At 72.6% G+C, this 17,674-nt stretch carries 18 protein-coding genes and 1 pseudogene; 9 read left to right on the top strand and 10 right to left on the bottom strand.

The window, feature by feature from the left end; all coding sequences use genetic code 11:
- Positions 1-13: 13 nt before the first annotated feature.
- The 7 genes and pseudogenes from gltX to IC607_RS13180 form a co-directional block, all read right to left on the bottom strand.
- Positions 14-1,516, bottom strand: a complete 1,503-nt coding sequence (gene gltX, locus IC607_RS13205) for a glutamate--tRNA ligase (RefSeq protein ID WP_191787876.1) — start codon at positions 1,514-1,516, stop codon at positions 14-16.
- Positions 1,517-1,525: 9 nt separating this feature from the next.
- A complete protein-coding gene (locus tag IC607_RS13200) occupies positions 1,526-2,581 on the bottom strand; it encodes a hypothetical protein (protein ID WP_191787875.1) in 1,056 nt (351 codons plus the stop codon).
- A gap of 2 nt (positions 2,582-2,583) precedes the next feature.
- Positions 2,584-3,471, bottom strand: a complete 888-nt coding sequence (locus IC607_RS17515; protein ID WP_225225049.1) for an N-acetylneuraminate synthase family protein — start codon at positions 3,469-3,471, stop codon at positions 2,584-2,586.
- A 132-nt stretch (positions 3,472-3,603) separates the two neighbouring features.
- Positions 3,604-4,719 (bottom strand): annotated as a pseudogene (locus tag IC607_RS17510) (cytidylyltransferase domain-containing protein); the annotation flags it as partial.
- A gap of 229 nt (positions 4,720-4,948) precedes the next feature.
- Entirely contained in the window at positions 4,949-5,734 is a 786-nt protein-coding gene (locus IC607_RS13190; RefSeq protein WP_191787873.1) for a fumarylacetoacetate hydrolase family protein, read from the bottom strand.
- A gap of 37 nt (positions 5,735-5,771) precedes the next feature.
- Positions 5,772-6,602: a class I SAM-dependent methyltransferase gene (locus IC607_RS13185; RefSeq protein ID WP_191787872.1), complete on the bottom strand. Its 831-nt coding sequence runs from the start codon at positions 6,600-6,602 to the stop codon at positions 5,772-5,774.
- 82 nt (positions 6,603-6,684) lie between these two features.
- Positions 6,685-7,071 (bottom strand): DUF1304 domain-containing protein, encoded by a 387-nt coding sequence (locus tag IC607_RS13180; protein WP_191787871.1) that lies wholly within the window; start codon positions 7,069-7,071, stop codon positions 6,685-6,687.
- A 59-nt stretch (positions 7,072-7,130) separates the two neighbouring features.
- Between IC607_RS13180 and IC607_RS13175 the strand changes: the two genes are divergently transcribed.
- Positions 7,131-8,036, top strand: coding sequence for a 3-methyladenine DNA glycosylase (locus tag IC607_RS13175; protein ID WP_370526263.1), 906 nt, complete (start codon positions 7,131-7,133; stop codon positions 8,034-8,036).
- On the opposite strand, the gene IC607_RS13170 is transcribed toward IC607_RS13175, so the two are convergent.
- Together IC607_RS13170 and IC607_RS13165 are read right to left on the bottom strand one after the other, a co-directional pair.
- Positions 8,008-9,924, bottom strand: a complete 1,917-nt coding sequence (locus IC607_RS13170; protein ID WP_191787870.1) for a carboxypeptidase regulatory-like domain-containing protein — start codon at positions 9,922-9,924, stop codon at positions 8,008-8,010. The two genes, IC607_RS13175 and IC607_RS13170, sit on opposite strands and share 29 nt — an antisense overlap.
- 127 nt (positions 9,925-10,051) lie before the next feature.
- A complete protein-coding gene (locus IC607_RS13165) occupies positions 10,052-10,780 on the bottom strand; it encodes a glutamine amidotransferase (protein WP_191787869.1) in 729 nt (242 codons plus the stop codon).
- A gap of 59 nt (positions 10,781-10,839) precedes the next feature.
- On the opposite strand from IC607_RS13165, the gene IC607_RS13160 reads away from it, so the two are divergent.
- From IC607_RS13160 to IC607_RS13135, 6 genes are all read left to right on the top strand, one after another.
- Positions 10,840-11,676: an SDR family NAD(P)-dependent oxidoreductase gene (locus IC607_RS13160; RefSeq protein WP_191787868.1), complete on the top strand. Its 837-nt coding sequence runs from the start codon at positions 10,840-10,842 to the stop codon at positions 11,674-11,676.
- Positions 11,673-12,173 carry a GNAT family N-acetyltransferase gene (locus IC607_RS13155; RefSeq protein ID WP_191787867.1) on the top strand — a complete coding sequence of 167 codons (501 nt, stop codon included), beginning with the start codon at positions 11,673-11,675 and terminating at the stop codon, positions 12,171-12,173. The genes IC607_RS13160 and IC607_RS13155 overlap by 4 nt, the downstream gene beginning before the upstream one ends.
- Positions 12,174-12,222: 49 nt before the next feature.
- Positions 12,223-14,769, top strand: coding sequence for a DEAD/DEAH box helicase (locus tag IC607_RS13150; RefSeq protein ID WP_191787866.1), 2,547 nt, complete (start codon positions 12,223-12,225; stop codon positions 14,767-14,769).
- Between the two features lie 122 nt (positions 14,770-14,891).
- The gene (locus IC607_RS13145; RefSeq protein WP_191787865.1) at positions 14,892-15,476 is read left to right on the top strand and encodes a VIT1/CCC1 transporter family protein; all 585 of its coding nucleotides are present in this window, start codon (positions 14,892-14,894) and stop codon (positions 15,474-15,476) included.
- A gap of 19 nt (positions 15,477-15,495) precedes the next feature.
- Entirely contained in the window at positions 15,496-15,987 is a 492-nt protein-coding gene (gene ybaK / locus IC607_RS13140) for a Cys-tRNA(Pro) deacylase (protein WP_191787864.1), read from the top strand.
- Between the two features lie 27 nt (positions 15,988-16,014).
- Complete coding sequence (locus IC607_RS13135) at positions 16,015-16,725, top strand: YggS family pyridoxal phosphate-dependent enzyme (protein WP_191787863.1); 711 nt, start codon at positions 16,015-16,017, stop codon at positions 16,723-16,725.
- A 20-nt stretch (positions 16,726-16,745) separates the two neighbouring features.
- Here IC607_RS13135 and IC607_RS17645 read toward each other — a convergent pair whose 3' ends face one another.
- Positions 16,746-16,880, bottom strand: coding sequence for a hypothetical protein (locus tag IC607_RS17645; RefSeq protein ID WP_255502325.1), 135 nt, complete (start codon positions 16,878-16,880; stop codon positions 16,746-16,748).
- A gap of 94 nt (positions 16,881-16,974) precedes the next feature.
- On the opposite strand from IC607_RS17645, the gene IC607_RS13130 reads away from it, so the two are divergent.
- Both IC607_RS13130 and IC607_RS13125 read left to right on the top strand, forming a co-directional pair.
- Positions 16,975-17,352, top strand: coding sequence for a YidH family protein (locus tag IC607_RS13130; protein ID WP_370526212.1), 378 nt, complete (start codon positions 16,975-16,977; stop codon positions 17,350-17,352).
- Between the two features lie 7 nt (positions 17,353-17,359).
- On the top strand, positions 17,360-17,671 hold the full coding sequence (locus IC607_RS13125) for a DUF202 domain-containing protein (protein ID WP_191787861.1): 312 nt from the start codon (positions 17,360-17,362) through the stop codon (positions 17,669-17,671).
- The last annotated feature ends 3 nt before the right edge of the window (positions 17,672-17,674 follow it).

Genomic DNA, 17,674 nt, shown 5'->3' with positions numbered 1-17,674 from the left:
CCGCGCGGAGCGCTCACAGGCTCGCGCGCAGCGCGGCGATCCGCGCCAGCGTCGACTCGCGGCCCAGCAGCTCCATCGACTCGAACAGCGGCGGCGAGACGCGCCGGCCCGTCACCGCCACGCGCAGCGGCGTGAAGGCGAGGCGCGGCTTGATCCCCAGGCCGGCTTCGTCGACGAGCGCGGCCTGCAGGGCCTCCTGCGTCGCGGCCGTCGTGAACTCGGGCAGGTCGGTGAGCACGGCGGTCGCGGCGTCGAGCACCGCCGCCGACTCGTCGCGCAGCGCGCCGCGCGCGTCGTCGGCGATCGTCAGCTCGTCGTCGGGCGTGAACAGGAACCCGAGCATGCCGACGACCTCGCCGAGCAACGTCATGCGCTCCTGCACCAGCGGTGCCGAGGCCGTGAGCAGGTCCTGGTGCGCCGGTGCGAGGTCCGCGAACGAGTCGGCCGGCACCAGGCCCGCGGCGTGCAGGTACGGGACCAGGCGGTCGCGGAAGTCGTCGGCCGCGAGCATGCGCACGTGCGCGGCGTTGATCGCCTCGGCCTTCTTCGGGTCGAAGCGTCCGGGGTTCGGGTTGACGTCCGCGACGTCGAAGGCCGCGACGAGCTCCTCGACGGAGAACACGTCCCGGTCCGCGGACAGGCCCCACCCCAGCAGCGACAGGTAGTTGATGAGGCCCTCGGCCGTGAAACCGCGGGCGCGGTACTGGAAGAGGTCGGCCTGGGGGTCGCGCTTGGACAGCTTCTTGTTGCCCTCGCCCATGACGTAGGGCAGGTGGCCGAACTGCGGCATCACCGTGGCGACGCCGATGTCCAGCAGCGCGCGGTACAGGGCCACCTGACGTGGGGTCGACGAGAGCAGGTCCTCACCGCGCAGCACGTGCGTGATGCCCATGAGGGCGTCGTCCACGGGGTTGACCAGCGTGTACAGCGGGTGCCCGTTGCCGCGGACGATGACGAAGTCGGGCACCGAGCCGGCGCGGAACGTGACGTCGCCGCGGACCAGGTCGGTGAACGTGATGTCCTCGTCGGGCATCCGCAGCCGCAGGACCGGCTCGCGGCCCGCCTCGCGGAATGTCAGCCGCTGCTCGTCGGACAGGTCGCGGTCGAAGCCGTCGTAGCCGAGCTTGGGGTCGCGCCCCGCGGCGCGGTGGCGTGCCTCGATCTCCTCGGGCGTCGAGTACGACTCGTACGCGTGCCCCGCCTCGACCAGCCGACGCGTGACGTCGGCGTACAGGTCGTAGCGCTGCGACTGCCGGTACGGCTCGTGCGGGCCGCCCACCTCGACGCCCTCGTCCCAGTCCAGGCCCAGCCACCGCATCGCGTCGAGCAGCTGCTGGTAGCTCTCCTCGGAGTCACGCGCCGCGTCGGTGTCCTCGATGCGGAACACGAAGGTCCCGCCCGTGTGCCGGGCGTAGGCCCAGTTGAACAGCGCGGTGCGGATGAGACCGACGTGAGGCAGGCCCGTCGGGGACGGGCAGAAGCGCACGCGGACGGACGACGAGGGGGTGGTGGTCACCGGACAAGCCTAGGCGTTCGGCCGCACCGCGTTCTCCCGCGCCTGGGCGCGGATCTCGTCGGCCCGCATCCGTGACGGCCGTAACGCGAGGACGCTCGAGAGGTGCTCGCGCACGTCCGGCGCGGCCTTGCCCGTCCACCAGTCGTCGGGCACCGGCAGCGCGTGGATGCGGACGCCGGTGGAGGCGTGCATCGCGTCCAGCAGCACGTACGCGGTCGACGGGAGGCACACGACGCGCTGCGGGGGCCGCAGCCCGCGCAGCCGCATCTCGACCGGCAGACCGGGCTCGTCGACGCGCACCCCTGGGATCGCGGCGATCCGTGCCAGCACGTCGGGGTCGTGCCGGCGGTGCGGCAGGTACGCGACCGGCCCGTCCACCGTCAGGTTCCGGATCCAGTCGACGTAGGGGTCGGCACGCACCCAGCCGTCGGCCACGAGCCCGGACCCGACGACGACCGTGTGCTCCCCCGGCGCCACGGGTGCCTGGCGCGTGGCCAGCCACTCGAAGCGGTGCGTCACGACGTCCACGCCGATGCCGTGCAGGTGCGTCATGAGCGGCACGTCGAGCGGCATCGCGGTGAACAGCGTCACGCGGCCCTGCTTGGCCAGCCGGCGCAGCTTGCGCGTCACCATCGAGCCGAGCGCGGCGCGCGCGGTCCCCGTGACACCGCTCGAGCGACGGCTCGCCCGGACCGCCGGCGTGCCGGCGACGAGCGCGCGAGCCAGCGTGACCGTCGCGAGCCCGTCGTCGAGCAGCACCACCTGGCCGCGCGGCGAGCGCCGGACGAACGCCGTCTGCCACTGGCCGGAGAACGCGTCCCCCACCAACCACGCACCCCGGGGCGCCGCCGACACGTCGTCGGCGGTCGCCCCCAGGTGCATGCGGACGCCGGCGGGCAGGCCCGAGGCGTCGATCGTCCGTGCGGCCGCGTCGAGCGCGGGCACGCCGGAGCGCACCCGGATCTCGGTGCGCGGGCCGGCCAGGCCGGCCGCGTGCGCCTCGAGCGCCCCCAGCAGCTGCAGGGGCGACTCGACGACCGCGACACTCACGGACTGGGAGGACATCGTCAGGCACCCACCCGACGCAGACGCGACATGGGGGCCAGCTCACCCGGCATCACACGCTTGACGCCGTCACCGAGCGCGTCCTGCAGGATGCGGATGTCGCGCACCAGGTGCTCCAGGCCGGCCGGCTCGAGCGACGAGGCCTGGTCCGAGCCCCACATCGTGCGGTCGAGCGTGATGTGCCGCTCGACGGCCACGGCGCCCAGGGCGACGGCCGCGAGCGAGATCTGCAGGCCGCGCTCGTGACCCGAGTAGCCCACCGGGACGCCGTACCGCTCACGCAGCGTGTCGATCGTGCGCAGGTTCGCCTCCTCGGGAGGCAGCGGGTACGTGGACGTCGCGTGCAGGATGACGAGCTTGTCGCTGCCGAGGATCTCGACCGCCGCGTCGATCTGCTCGAGCGTCGACATGCCGGTCGACAGGATGATCGGCTTGCCGGTGGCCGCGAGCGCGGACAGCAGCTCGGTGTCGGTCAGCGACGCCGAGGCGACCTTGTGCGTGGGCACGTCGAGGTCCTCGAGGAACTCCACCGACGGCACGTCCCACGGCGACGCGAACCACTGCAGGCCGCGCTCGGCGGCGTGCTGGGCGACCTTCTGGTACTGCTCGCGGTCGAACTCGACGCGGTAGCGGTACTCGAGGTACGTCATCTCGCCCCACGGCGTCTGACGCAGCTTGTCGCGCATGTCCTTCGGCGTGCTGATCTCGGGCGTGCGCTTCTGGAACTTCACGGCCTGCGCGCCGGCGTCGGCGGCCACGTCGATGAGCTTGCGGGCGATGTCGACGTCGCCGTTGTGGTTCAGGCCGATCTCGCCGATCACGTACACGGGCTGACCGTCGCCGACCAGGTGCTGGCCGATGCTGACGGGCTGGACGTCGTTGCGAGTCATGCGGGTGATCCCTCCGGGGGTCGTCGTCGCGGCCGGTCGGCCGCTGGTGTGCAGCACGGGCTGCGATGGACTGCTGGACGTGCGGGCGGCGACGACCGCGTCGCACACCTCCCGCACGGCGCCGTCCCCGCCGCGCCTGGTCAGGACCAGGCGGGCGGCGGCACGGACACGTGGGTGAGCGTCGGCGACCGCGATGGGCCAGCCGACGCGGGTCATGGCGCCCAGGTCGTTGACGTCGTTGCCGACGTAGGCGACCCGGTCGGGGTCGAGGCGGTTGACGGCGATCCACTCGTCGAGAGCCGCCGCCTTGTCCTCGATGCCGTGCAGCACGTCCACGCCGAGCTTGTCGGCGCGGGCGCGGACCACCGGGTTGCGCTCGGTGGACAGGATGAGCAGCGGGACGCCGGTCCGCCGGAGCAGACCGACCCCCATGCCGTCGCCGCGGTGGACGCGCACCGACTCGAGGCCGTTGCTGTCGAGGTGCGCGTGGTCGTCGGTGTGGACGCCGTCGAAGTCCGTGACCACGGCGTCCACGTCGAGCGCTGTGACACCCACCTCCTGCGCGAGCCGACGTGCGAGCTCGAGGTCGGCGGGCTCGTCGATCTCCATCGCCGTGCGCTCGTCGACGGGCTGCAGGGCCACGCGCCCGAAGAACCGCGTGCCCGCCGCCCGCAGGCCCGCAGTACGCATCACGTAGAACGCGCCGGTCTCACGGAAGTGCGGGGCACGGTCCTGGCGGCGCGGGCGATGGTCGACCGCGTGACCGACCGGCCGGGCCTCGCCGTCGGTCAGCACCCACTGGAAGTCATGGGTAGGCGCGACGGCGACGACCACGTCGGCCTCGTCGTCGGCGACCTGCGCCACCGCGGCGCCCAGCGCCCGCGGGTCGACGAACGGGGACGTGCACTGCAGCAGCACGGTGACCTCGTACTCGTCGTCGAGCGTGTCCAGCGCGTGCAGCACGGCGGACTCCGACGAGGCGGTCGACCCGCTCAGGTCGGCGGGTCGCTCGACGACGTCCGCGCCGAACCGGCGCGCCTCGGCGGCGATGCCCGCGTGGTCCGTGGAGACGACGACGCGGGAGACGCCCGGTGCGGCGAGCGCGGACGAGACCGCGCGGCCGACCAGGGAGACCCCGCCGACGCGCTCGAGGTTCTTGAGCGGGACACCCTGCGAACCACCCCGGGCGGGGATGACGACGAGCGCCACCGGCGTGGCCGCCTCGTCGGACGGGTGAGTTCCTGACATGCCGCGAACGTAACGACGCGCCATGACCGGTGGCCGACGTCCCAGCACACCGCGGACGAACGTCCGCCTACCCCCGGTGAACGATGGCTGAACGACGCCCCCGAGCGTGCGGCGGCCGCTCGCCGACCCACCCAACTCCCGATGAATCAGTCGCTCACGCGTGAATCAGCCGGTTGCAGCAGCCTGATTCACGACCGGACCGTCTGATTCACGCGCGCGGCGGCGCCGGTCAGCTTCGGCGCAGCACCGGGTTGCGCAGCACGCCGATCTCCTCGACCTCGCACTCCACCACGTCGCGGTCCACGATCGGGCCCACGCCGGCGGGCGTGCCGGTGAGGATCACGTCGCCGGGCAGCAGCGTGAAGACCTCGGAGATGTAGGACACGAGGTAGGCGACGTCGAAGATCAGCTGCGAGGTGCGGCCGTCCTGGCGCGTCTCACCGTTGACACGGGCACGCACGGCCAGGTCGTCGACGTCGAGGCCGGGGACGATCCAGGGACCGATGGGGCACGAACCGTCGAAGCCCTTGCCGCGGGTCCACTGCGAGTCGCTGCGCTGGACGTCGCGTGCGGTGACGTCGTTGGCGACCGTGTACCCGAAGACGTGGTCGAGCGCCCGCTCCGGCGCGACGTCCTTGGTGACCTTGCCGATGACGACGGCGAGCTCGGCCTCGTGGTCGACGTGCTCGGTCCAGTCCGGCAGCACGATGGGGTCGTCGGGGCCGATCACCGACGTGTTGGGCTTGAGGAACAGCAGCGGCGCGGCCGGCACCTCGTTGCCGAGCTCCGCCGCGTGCGCCGCATAGTTGCGACCGACGCCGACGATCTTCGAGCGCGGGATCACCGGCGCCAGCAGGCGCACGTCGTCCTGGTCGAGCCGGATGCGCTCACCCGTGGGCTGCACCGGCATGTAGAGCGGGTCGCCCGTGACGACGACGAGCTCCTCGGAGCCGGGCTCGCCGTCGACGAGGGCGAAGCGGGGGTCGTTGCCGGTGGTGAATCTCGCGATGCGCACCGCAGCAGCCTAGCCGCGGTGCACAGCGGCCAACCCGTCAGACGCGGGCCAGCACCTCGCCGTGCAGCACGGAGAACCAGCCGTCGGGCTGCTGACCCCACTCGCGCCACGCGTCGGCGAGCAGCTCCAGGCCCACCTCGTCGGCCAGGCCGTGGTCGATCGCCTGCGCGGCGAAGTTGGACGCGACCGAGCGGTCCGCCCACAGGCCCGCCCACCAGGCGCGGTCCTCCGGGGTCGCGTAGCACCAGACGCCGGCGCTCGGGACGATGCCTGCGGGGTCGAACCCGGCCTCGCGCACCCACGACAGCAACCGTCGACCAGCATCGGCCTCGGCTCCGTTGGCCTGCGTGACCTCGTGGTAGAGCGCGAGCCACTCGTCGAGCCCGGGCGACGACGGGAACCACGTCATGCCCGCGTAGTCGGCGTCGCGGACCGCGACGAACCCGCCGGGCTTGGCGACCCGCCGCATCTCGCGCAGCACCGCGACCGGGTCGGACAGGTGCTGCAGCACCTGGTGCGCGTGGACCACGTCGAACGAGTCGTCGGCGTAGGGCAGCGCGTAGGCGTCGGCGACGTCGAACGTCACGTTGGCGGCGTCGGCGTCCTTGCCGGCGGCACGCGCGCTCTCGATGACGGTCGCGGACATGTCGATCCCGACGACCTCGCCGGGGGCGAGCCGCTTGGCGAGGTCCAGCGTGACGGTGCCCGGGCCGCACCCGACGTCGAGCAGGCTCTGGCCGGGCTCGAGCACACCGAGCAGGTAGGCGGCCGAGTTCTCGGCCGTGCGCCAGCGGTGCGAGCGGAGCACCGACTCGTGGTGGCCGTGCGTGTAGATGTCCCGGTGGGCCGGTGCCGCGTCAGTACTCACATGGCACTGTAGGCCCGCACCCGGGGAGTATTTCAATCCTCGGAACGGGATCTTCCAGGATGCGAGACCGCAGCACAGGTCCTCAGGACGCGAGCTCGACGATCGCCAGCACCACCGCGAGCGCCGGCAGAGTGCCCTGGATCGCCGCCGCACGGGCCATCTGCGGCTGCGGGATCACCAGCACGAGCGCCGCGGCCACCATCGACCCGCACCCGAACAGGATCAGCGCGAGCCCGGTCGTGGCCTCGTCGGCCGCCGCCAGCACGACCCCCACCAGCGTGCCGACCGCGAGGAACAGGTTGTAGAAGCCCTGGTTGAACGCCCAAGGCTTGGCGGCCTCGACGTCCTGCGACCGCGTCCCGAACCGCGCGTGCACGGCCGGCCGCGTGAACAGCACGGACTCCATGACGAAGAACATGACGTGCAGCAGCGCCGCGAGCGAAGCCAGGACCAGGCAGAGCGTGAGCATGCTCGCAGTCTGACCGCGATGGTCGCGCCGGACAACACACCTACCCTGGGTGCGTGAGGATCACGCCCGACGCGCAGCACCTGACCCGGCTCCCGGCCGCGTCCTGGCTGCCGACGGCGACCGCGCACGCGGCCCGGGCTGACGCACTCACGGCGGACCACCGCACCCGCCGGGCGCGAGGTGAGAAGCACGCGGTCGAGGACTTCCTCTTCGAGTACTACCCCACCAAGCCGGCGACGCTGCGGGTGTGGCACCCGGGTGCCGGCGTGGTCCTGGAGCCGGGTCCGGACGGCCCCTCTCCGCTCGCCGGCAGGCGCTGGTACCGGACGGCCGACGACGGCGGGGTCTCGCTCGACGTCGACGCCTTCCTCGCGGAACGGGGCAGCGCCGTGTCCTTCGTCGTCGGGCTGCTGGAGGCCACCGCCTCCCGCCCCGCCTTCACCGGCTGCTTCGGCCTGCACGAGTGGGCGATGGTCTACCGGGAGCGGCCCGACGAGCACCGCCACGCGCTCCCCCTGCGCCTGGGCGAGGCCGCCACCGACGCCGTCGTCGAGAGCCACCGCATCCGCTGCAGCCACTTCGACGCGTTCCGCTTCTTCACGCCGGAGGCGGGCCCACTGAACGCACGCCAGCCCACCCGCACGACGCAGGTCGCCGATGAACAACCGGGCTGCCTGCACGCCGCGATGGACGTCTACAAGTGGGCGACCAAGCTGGGGCCTCTGGTCCCGGGCGACCTCCTGCTGGACTCCTTCGAGCTGGCCCGCGAGATCCGCTACACCGACATGGCCGCGTCCCCGTACGACTTCTCGTCGTACGACCTGGAGCCGGTCGCCATCGAGACCCCGGACGGCAAGGCCGACTACGTCCGCCGCCAGCGCGACTACGCGGAGCGCTCCAACGAACTGCGCAACCGCCTCGTCTCCGCGTGCGGCCTCAGTGCACGGACGCCGTCCGCGCCGTGACGGTCTTGCCGGCCTTGGCGGTCGCCGTCGTCGTGGTCGAACGGTAGCCACCCACGTAGCTCGGGTCCCAGACGATCAGGGTCGTGCGCCCTGCGCGGGCGCCGGTGATGGTGTACGTGCCCGCGGTGCTGGTCGTGGCGTGCCGGCCGTCGAGGGTCTCGACGCGCACCCCGATCGCGGGACGACCGTGGGAGTTGAGCACCTTGCCCGTGATGGTGGCCCCGTGCGCCAGCCGCAGGTTCTTCTTCGCCGACTTGCCCTTCTTCACCGTCAGGCTCACGCGAGCCGGTGCATCCGTGCCGGAGCTGGCGATGGCCGTGACCGTGTACTTCCCCGAGACGACCTTCGCGGAGTACGAGCCGTGGCTGTTCGTCCGCACGGTCGCGTAGACCATCCCGTGGGAGTCAGCCACCGACACGAGGGCTGACGTCGCCGGCTTGCCGGCGGCCGTGCGCACGACTCCCTTGACCGTGACCTGCCGGCCACGCGTGATCGTCCCGAACGACACCTGCCGGTGCGCCTTGACCGTGACCTTCTTGCGCACGTTGGAGCCGTCGACGTGCACGTAGTACGTCCCCGCCGGGAGCGCCGCGAACCCGACCCAGCCCTGCGAGTCCGGCCGGAGCGTGCCGTAGTACTCGCCGTGCGAGTCCTTCAGGCTCACGTCCTGCCGGGTGACCTTGGACCCCGTGGTCGTGATCCGGCCGTAGACGACGGCGTCCGACGACAACGTCACCTTGACGCCGCTGACCTTCCTGCCCTGCGTCGCGGTGACGGTGCGCTGGCCGTACGCGGGCAGCGATTTCGAGCCTCCGGAGACGTACACGACGACCTTGCCGGTGGCGAGGCGACCGAGCGTGTACCTCCCCTTCGAGTCGGTCTTCGTCTTCGCCGTGCCCGCACGCCCCAGGTTGACGGCCTGGACGGTCTTGTTCCGCACGGGCTTCCCCTTGCGGTCGACGACGGTCCCGGAGATCGTCGCCGACCGGACCATCGCGATGTCGACGTGGTCGACGCTTCGGCCGAGCGAGGCGGTGACCTTCTTGGCATCGGGCTTGCGGACCGTGTTCCCGTAATACGTCGTGAACGTCGAGGCGCCGCCGGCGACATACGGAGTGACGGATCGGCCCGGCGTGACCTGCTCGTGCCATACACCGGACGGCGAGCTGTGCGACGCGACCGAGCCGACGTGGACGAATGAGTCCACGCCCTTGCCACCTGACGTGATCTGACCGCCGATCCACGACTCGGCGTAGATGCGGACGTCGCCGCCCGATCGGTCCGCGCCCTCGGGGACGGTGAGCGTGGCCGACTTGTTGTCGGCGCGGTAGCCGTACGCCGTGGCGTCGACGGTGTAGGTCCCCGTGCGCGTGAGGGTGCGGTAGGTCCCGTCGGCGTCGGTGTTCAGGTAGAGGTAGCCGCTCCCGCCCGGCTGGTAACCGACCAGGCTCGCGTACGGCACACCCTTGCCCGTGACCGCGTCACGCACCGTCCCGGAAAGGGTCACGACGTGCTGATCGACGAACGAGACGGCGGCGGGTCCGCCCGCGACGGTGACGGACGCGTCGTAGGTCGTGCCGAAGTCCTTGACGCTCGACATCTGCACGACGTAGTCGCCCTCGGCGATGTCGTGGAACACGATGACGCCGTCGCTGTACGTGGTGCCGACGGCGACGCGACCGTCGGGCTCGCCGTCGGAGTTGTCGTCGCGAGTGTGGTCCGCGCCTGGCAACCAGACCGCGACGTCCTCACCCGCGATGGGCGTCCCCGTCGCCGACTCGACCCTCACCGTGAGCCCGTAGGACTCCACGGCGACCGCGGGCGGCGCTCCGAACAGTCCGGCGACGACGGCGGCCGCCGTCACGGCGACGACAAGACGAGACCTCACGGCGCACTCCCCCTGCTCCATGCCGCGCAGTTGCGGCCACGCGAACCTTCCCAGCACTCGCTCGGTTGGCGGTATCACCCGGACGAGTGAACAGGGCGCGCCTGCCAGGACCAGGTGCGGTGGCGCGTCAGGCGCGGGCGTAGCGCGTGACGAACTCCGCGAGGATCCGGTGCGCGTGCGGCACCTGGACACCCTCGACCCGGGCCAGGACGGCGTCGGCCTCGACCGGGTCGTAGTAGCCGAACTCCCGGTAGACGCGGATGCGGGTGGCGATGCCCTCCGCGTCGAGCTCGGGGTGGAACTGGGTGGCGTAGAGGTTGGTGCGGACGCGGAACATCTGCACCGGGCACGTCGCCGACGACGCCAGCAGCGTGGCCGACGGCGGCAGGACGCGGCAGGCCTCCTTGTGCCCGACGAACGCGTCGAACGTCTCGGGCAGCCCGACGAGCAGCGGGTCCGCGCGACCCTCGTCGGTCAGGGTGACCGCGACCGGCCCGATCTCCTCCCCGAACGTCTGGTCGATCACCGCGCCCTGGTGCACCCCCAGTGTGCCGACTCCGTAGCAGGCCCCCAGGAACGGGAAGTCGCGCGCCACCAGCCGGTCCAGCAACGCGCTCATCTCGGCCTCGACGCGGACCTGCACGTCGGACTTGTGCGCCGCGCTCGCGTCGAACGGGCTGCCGCCGACGATCACCCCGGAGATCGCGTCGAGGTCGAGCTCCGGCATCGGACCCGCCTCGAGCCGGACGCGCACCAGCTCGTCCGCGGACAGCCCGCCGAAGCGCAGCATCGCCGCGTACTCACCGTCGGCGGCGACGTCCTGCGCCCGCGACGCCAGCAGCACGAACGGCAGCATGCTCCGAAACTAGCGACGCCGCCGCGCCGTCGCGCGACGAGCGGGCGCAGACTGTGCCCATGACCTCACGCACCCTCCTCGTCACCGGCACGTCCTCCGGGATCGGCCTGTCCACCGCCGTCCTCGCGGCGAGCCGCGGTTGGGACGTCGTCGCGACGGTCCGCGACCAGGGCCGGGCGGCCGCGCTCACGGACGCCGCCACGCAGTCCGGCGTCACGCTGGACGTGCGCGACCTGGACGTGACGCGGGCCGACGACGTCGCCGCGCTGGTCGACGACGTCGTCGCGACGCACGGCAGCCTGGACGCGCTGGTGAACAACGCGGGCGCAGGCCTGGTCGGCACTGCGGAGATTCTGGACCTCGACGACTTCCGTGCCGCGATGGAGGTCAACTTCTTCGCGGTCGTGGCGGCCACCCGGGCGGCACTCCCCCACCTGCGTGACAGTGGCGGCAGGGTCGTGACGGTGACCAGCGTCGGCGGCGTCGTCGGGCAGCCGTTCAACGAGGCCTACTGCGCGGCGAAGTTCGCGGCCGAGGGGTTCCTCGAGAGCCTGCACCCCGTCGCAGCCTCGCAGGGCGTCGCCGTCACGGTCGTCGAGCCCGGCGCGGTCGCCACACACTTCGCGGGATCGGCCGTCGCCGATTCGGACGCGATGCTGGCCGCGGCCGGGCCGTACGAGGACGCCCTGCGCGCCTACCTGGGCCGGACCGGGGCGGTCTTCGCGAACGCTCAGCACCCCGACGGCGTCGCCGAGGTGATCCTCGATGCCCTCGAGCGTGACGACCCGCCGTTCCGCGTCCAGACCTCGCCCGTCGCGGCCGCCTTCGCGGGACTCAAGCTCGCCGACCTCGACGGCTCGCGCGTGACGTCGGCGACGCGCGGCTGGCTGGGATGATCGTCCGTCCGGCGGCGCCCGACGACGCCGCGGAGTGCGCCCGCATCTACGCGCCCTATGTGACGGACTCGCCCGCGACGTTCGAGACGACGCCACCAAGCACCGAGCAGATGGCGGAGCGGATCGCGGCGGCGCACCTGTGGCTGGTGGCGGAGGTCGACGGCGCCGTCCGCGGGTACGCCTACGGCGGCCAGTTCCGTCCGCGCCCGGCCTACCGGTTCACTGCCGAGGTCAGCGCCTACGTCGAGCAGGGTCATGGCGGGTCCGGTGTCGGCCGGGCGCTCTACGCCGAGCTTCTGCCCGCACTACGCGCGGCCGGGTTCCGGTCCGCGGTCGCGGGGATGACACAGCCCAACGAGGCGAGCGCGGCTCTGCACCGCTCCTTCGGGTTCGAACCCGTCGGCACGTACCGCGAGGTGGGATGGAAGCTGGGTGCGTGGCGCGACGTCGCGTGGGTACAGCTCATGCTGTCCGACGACGAAGCGCCGCCCGCCTGAGGGGTCCGACGAGCACTGCCCGTCGGACCCGCGTGCGAGGATCAGCCCCGTGCCCACCCTCGCCGACCTGATCCCGGCCGACCCCACCGACCCGGACGCGCTCTACGAGGCGTTCGTCGAGTGGACGACCGAGCGCGGGCTGGTCCTCTACCCGCACCAGGAGGAGTCGCTGCTGTCGCTGGTCAGCGGCGAGCACGTCATCGTCAGCACCCCCACCGGCTCGGGCAAGTCCCTGATCGCGACGGCTGCGCACTTCGTCGCGCTGGCCCAGGGCCGGCGCACGTTCTACACCGCGCCGCTCAAGGCGCTGGTCAGCGAGAAGTTCTTCGCGCTGGTCGAGGCGTTCGGGTCGGCGAACGTCGGCATGATGACGGGCGACTCGTCGGTCAACAACGACGCGCCGATCATCTGCTGCACGGCCGAGATCCTGGCCAACCTGGCGCTGCGCGACGGCCCCGACGCCGAGGTCGGTCAGGTGGTCATGGACGAGTTCCACTTCTACTCGGACCCGCAGCGCGGCTGGGCGTGGCAGGTGCCGCTCCTGGAGCTGCCGCGCGCGCAGTTCGTGCTGATGTCCGCCACGCTGGGCGACGTCACGTTCTTCGCCGAGGACCTGGAGCGTCGCACCGGCACGGACGTGGCCGTCGTCGCGAGCGCGGAACGGCCCGTCCCGCTGACCTTCACCTACGCCGTCGAGCCGCTCCACGAGCTCCTCGACGAGCTGGTCCGCACGCAGCGCTCCCCCGTCTACGTCGTGCACTTCACGCAGAAGGAGGCCGTCGAGCGGGCGCAGTCGCTGCTGTCCACGCCACTGGCCAGCCGCGAGAAGCGTGACGCGATCGCCGCCGAGCTGGGGGCGTTCCGGTTCGGCCCGGGATTCGGCAAGACGCTGTCCCGCCTGCTGCGGCACGGTGTCGGGGTCCACCACGCCGGGATGCTGCCCAAGTACCGACGCGTCGTCGAGCGCCTGACGCAGAAGGGGCTGCTGCCCGTCGTCTGCGGCACCGACACGCTCGGCGTCGGCATCAACGTCCCCATCCGGACCGTGGTGCTGACCAGCCTGGTCAAGTACGACGGGGTCCGCATGCGGCACCTGTCGGCACGCGAGTTCCACCAGATCGCGGGCCGCGCCGGCCGCGCGGGGTTCGACACCGTCGGCGAGGTCATCGTCATGGCCCCCGACCATGTCATCGAGAACCGCAAGCTGCTGGAGAAGGCGGGCGACGACCCGCGCAAGCTCAAGAAGATCGTCCGCAAGAAGGCCCCCGAGGGCCACGTCAACTGGACCGACAAGACGTTCGAGCGCCTGCGCGACGCCCCGCCCGAGCCGCTGACGTCCAGCTTCCAGGTCAGCCACGCGATGGTGCTGCACGTCCTGGCCCGCGAGGGCGACCCGGTCGCCGCGATGACACGCCTGCTCACCGACAACCACGAGCCCGCCGGCGCCCAGGGACTGCACGTGCGCCGGGCGATCGCCGTCTACCGGTCGCTGCGCGCCGCGGGCGTGATCGAGCGCGTCTGGGTCGACGACCCGAGCGCACCGAAGGGTCGTCGCCGGACCGTGCGCCTCACGCACGACCTGCCCGCCAACTTCGCGCTCAACCAGGCGCTGTCCCCGTTCGCCTACGCCGCGCTCGACCTGCTGGACCGCGACGACCCGGCCTACGCGCACGACGTGGTCAGCATCATCGAGGCCACGCTCGACGACCCGCGCCAGGTGCTGGCCGCCCAGGAGAACCGTGCTCGCGGCGAGGCCGTGGCGGCCATGAAGGCGGACGGCATCGAGTACGACGAGCGCATGGCGCTGCTCGAGGGCGTCACCTATCCGCGGCCGCTCGCCGAGCTGCTCGACGCCGCGTTCGCGACGTATCGCCAGACGAACCCGTGGGTCGCCGACCTGGCCCTGTCCCCCAAGTCGGTGGTGCGCGAGATGCACGAGCGCGCCTCGACGTTCGCCGAGTACGTCTCGCACTACCAGCTCGACCGCACCGAGGGCGTGCTGCTGCGCTACCTCGCCGACGCCTACCGGGCCCTGCGCCAGACCGTCCCCGAGGACGCGCGCACCGAGGAGCTGTGGGAGATCGTCGAGTGGCTCGGCGACCTGGTGCGACGCACCGACTCGAGCCTGCTCGACGAGTGGGAGCGCCTGTCCAACCCCCTCGACGAGCACGGCGCCGACGGCCCGGGCGCGGTCGACGACGACACCCCCGAACCCCTCACCGCCAACCCCCGCGTCCTGCGCGCCCTGGTCCGCGGCGCCATGTTCCGCAGGGTCGAGCTCGCGTCCCGCGAGGCGTACGGCGCGCTTGCGGCGCTGGGCGACGTCGACGAGGACGGCGAGCCGTGGACGTCCGAGCGCTGGTCGGCCGCGCTCGACCCGTTCTACGACGACCACGACGAGATCCTCACCGGACCACCCGCCCGCGGACCGGCGCTGTTCCAGGTCACCCCGGCCGTCGGCGTGTGGCGCGTCCGGCAGGTGCTCGACGAGGCGGAGGGCGACCACGACTGGCGCATCGACGCCCTCGTCGACCTGGTCGCGTCCGACGAGGTGGGCGAGGTCCAGCTGCGGATCACGGCCGTCGGGGCGCTCTGACGCGAGCTCCCGGCGGCGGTCGCCGATGCGCGGGAACAAGGCAAGGCTTTCCTGTGTTTGCGCAGGTCAGGGGAGGCTTTGCTTCGATGACAGACACGACCGACCGTCCTACGGTGGGCTCCATGAGCACCATCTCGGCCCACTTCCTGACCCCGCACGCCCCGGCGGACGTGCAGCCCGTCGCGCCCGCACCGGTCAGCGCGAGCCGGCTCAACCAGCTGCGTGCCGGCGTGCTCGGCGCGAACGACGGCATCGTGTCGGTCGCCGCGATCGTCGTCGGTGTGGCGGGGGCGTCGGCGACGCGCGCGTCGGTGCTCACCGCCGGCGTCGCCGGCCTGGTGGCGGGTGCCCTGTCGATGGCCGCCGGTGAGTACGTCTCGGTGAGCTCGCAGCGCGACGCGGAGCGCGCCGGCCTGGCCACGCCTGACGACGAGCTCACCAACCCGTGGCACGCGGCGGTCGCCTCGCTCGCGTCCTTCCTGGTCGGGGGTGTGATCCCGCTCCTCGTCGCGCTCGCCGCCTGGGGCGCAGGAGTCGTGCCCGCGGTGTTCGCGGCCGTCGTCGTCGCGCTCGTCGTCACGGGTGCGGTCAGCGCCCGGATCGGCAACGCGCCCGTGCGACGCGCCGTGGTGCGCAACGTCGTCGGCGGCTCGCTGGCCATGGCGATCACCTACGGCGTGGGCGCGCTCGTCGGCCTCGCCCTCTGACCGCCTCTACCCTGGCACGGTGACCAAGAAGGCCCACGCGGCGACGCCCGCCCTCGTCGCCCTGGAAGCCGCGGGCGTCCCGCACACCGCGCACCCGTACGAGCACGACCCGGCGTCCGACCTGGGCTACGGCCTGGAGGCGGCGCACGTGCTCGGCGTCCCGCCGGAGCAGGTCTTCAAGACCCTCATGACGAGCGTCGACGGCGTCCTGACCGTCGCCGTCGTCCCCGTCACGGGCACGCTCGACCTCAAGGCGCTCGCGCACGCCGCCGGCGGGAAGAAGGCCGCGATGGCCGACAAGCACGACGCCGAACGGGCCACCGGCTACGTCGTCGGCGGCATCTCCCCGCTGGGCCAGAAGACGCCGCACCCGACCGTCGTCGACGAGACCGTCTGGCTGTTCGACACCGTCCTGGTCTCGGGCGGCCGGCGCGGCCTCGATGTCGAGCTCGCACCCGACGACCTCGTGCGCCTGACGTCCGCGACCGTGGCGGACATCGCACGGGACTGAGCGCCGCTCCCGGTAGCGTCAGCAGCCATGGACGAGGACCTGCGCCGCGCCGTCGCGGCCCGGCTGACCGCCGTGCGCCGACGCATCGCGGCGGCCGCCGACGCCGCCGGCCGCGACCCGCACGACGTCCGGCTGCTGCTGGCCTCCAAGACGATGCCGGCCGACGTGGTCGCAGCCGCGCTCGCGGCCGACGAGGACCGCGGCGCCGACGCGCTGCCGGTGCTGCTGGGCGAGAACCGCGTGCAGGAGCTCGTCGCGAAGGCCCCGGTGCTCGCGGACCTGCATCCGACGTGGCACGTGATCGGGCCGCTCCAGTCCAACAAGGTCAACCCGGCGCTGCGGTGGGCGTCGTGCGTCGAGTCGGTGGCGAGCATCGAGCTCGCGCAGCGGCTCGCCGACCGCGCGCCGGGTGGCCTGGACGTGATGGTCCAGGTCAACGTCTCGGGCGAGCCGACGAAGCACGGCGTCCGGCCCGAGCAGGCCGCCGCGATGGCCGCCGATGTCGCGGGCCTGGGTGGGCTGCGGTTGACCGGCTTCATGACGGTCGGCGCGAACTCGGCCGACGACGCACTGGTCCGGGCCGGTTACCGGGCGCTGCGCGAGCTGCGCGACGAGGTCGTCGAGCGCGTGCCGACCGCGGTCGGGCTGTCGATGGGCATGAGCCGGGACCTCGAGGCGGCCGTGGCCGAGGGGGCGACGCTCGTCCGTGTGGGGTCCGCGGTGTTCGGCCCGCGCTGATCTGCTCGTCGCGGCGCTCGTCAGGCGGACGGACGCACCCCGACGCCGCGCAGCACCAGCTCCTGACGCACGCGCACGCGGCGGCGGCGCCGGGCCGCGACCTCCCGCGAGCGCAGGACGGTGAGGCGGCGCAGGTCGCGCTCCAGGTCGGTCATGGCATCTCCTTCGTCGGGCAGCAGGAGCACGCGCGCGGGCACCAGATACCCCCCGATCGCATCGTCACCCGCCGGCGCGCGACATACTGACGACGTGGTGTCCTCCGACTCGCGCCGACCGCGCTGGCTCTTCGGCGTCGGTTCCGAACCCGACGCCCGCTTCTCCCTCGCCAACGAGCGCACGTTCCTGGCATGGATCCGTACGGCGCTCGCGCTCCTCGCGGGCGGCGTGGCGCTCGAGGCCCTCGACCTGCCGATCGACGCGCCGTGGCGTCGGACGGCCGCGATCATCCTGGTGGTGCTGGGCATCGTCGCACCCACGTGGGCCTGGTACTCCTGGGCCCGCAACGAGCGCGCGGCGCGGACGTCCCAACCGTTGCCCGCACCCACGGGGTCGATCGTGCTCGCCGTCGGAGTGGTCCTGGCGGGCCTGTCCGTCCTGGTCGGGACGCTGCTGGGGAGCTCGTCGTGAGGCTGCGATGAGCGAGGCCGGACCCGCACGGCACGTCGGCGACCACGGCCTGCAGCCGCACCGCACCGAGCTGGCGTGGCGCCGCACGAGCCTGTCGCTGCTCGCCGTGTCGGTCGCCGCCGGCAAGGTCCTCGAGCCCGTCCTCGGGCCGGCTTCGTGGGGGCTGGCCGGACTCGGTCTGGTCCTCGCGTGCGCGCTCGCATGGGGGTCGTACCACCGCTCCCGGCTCGAGGTCACCGGGGCGCGGCTCGTCACGACCTGCGCAGTCGTGACCGTGGTGCTGGGCGCGGGTGCACTGCTCTACGTGCTCACCGCCTGACGG

It is taken from the genome of Cellulomonas sp. JH27-2 (genome assembly GCF_014837175.1).
GTDB lineage: Bacteria > Actinomycetota > Actinomycetes > Actinomycetales > Cellulomonadaceae > Cellulomonas.
Note: the sequence above shows the minus strand (reverse complement) of the source record. Positions and strands in the feature narration are given on the sequence as shown.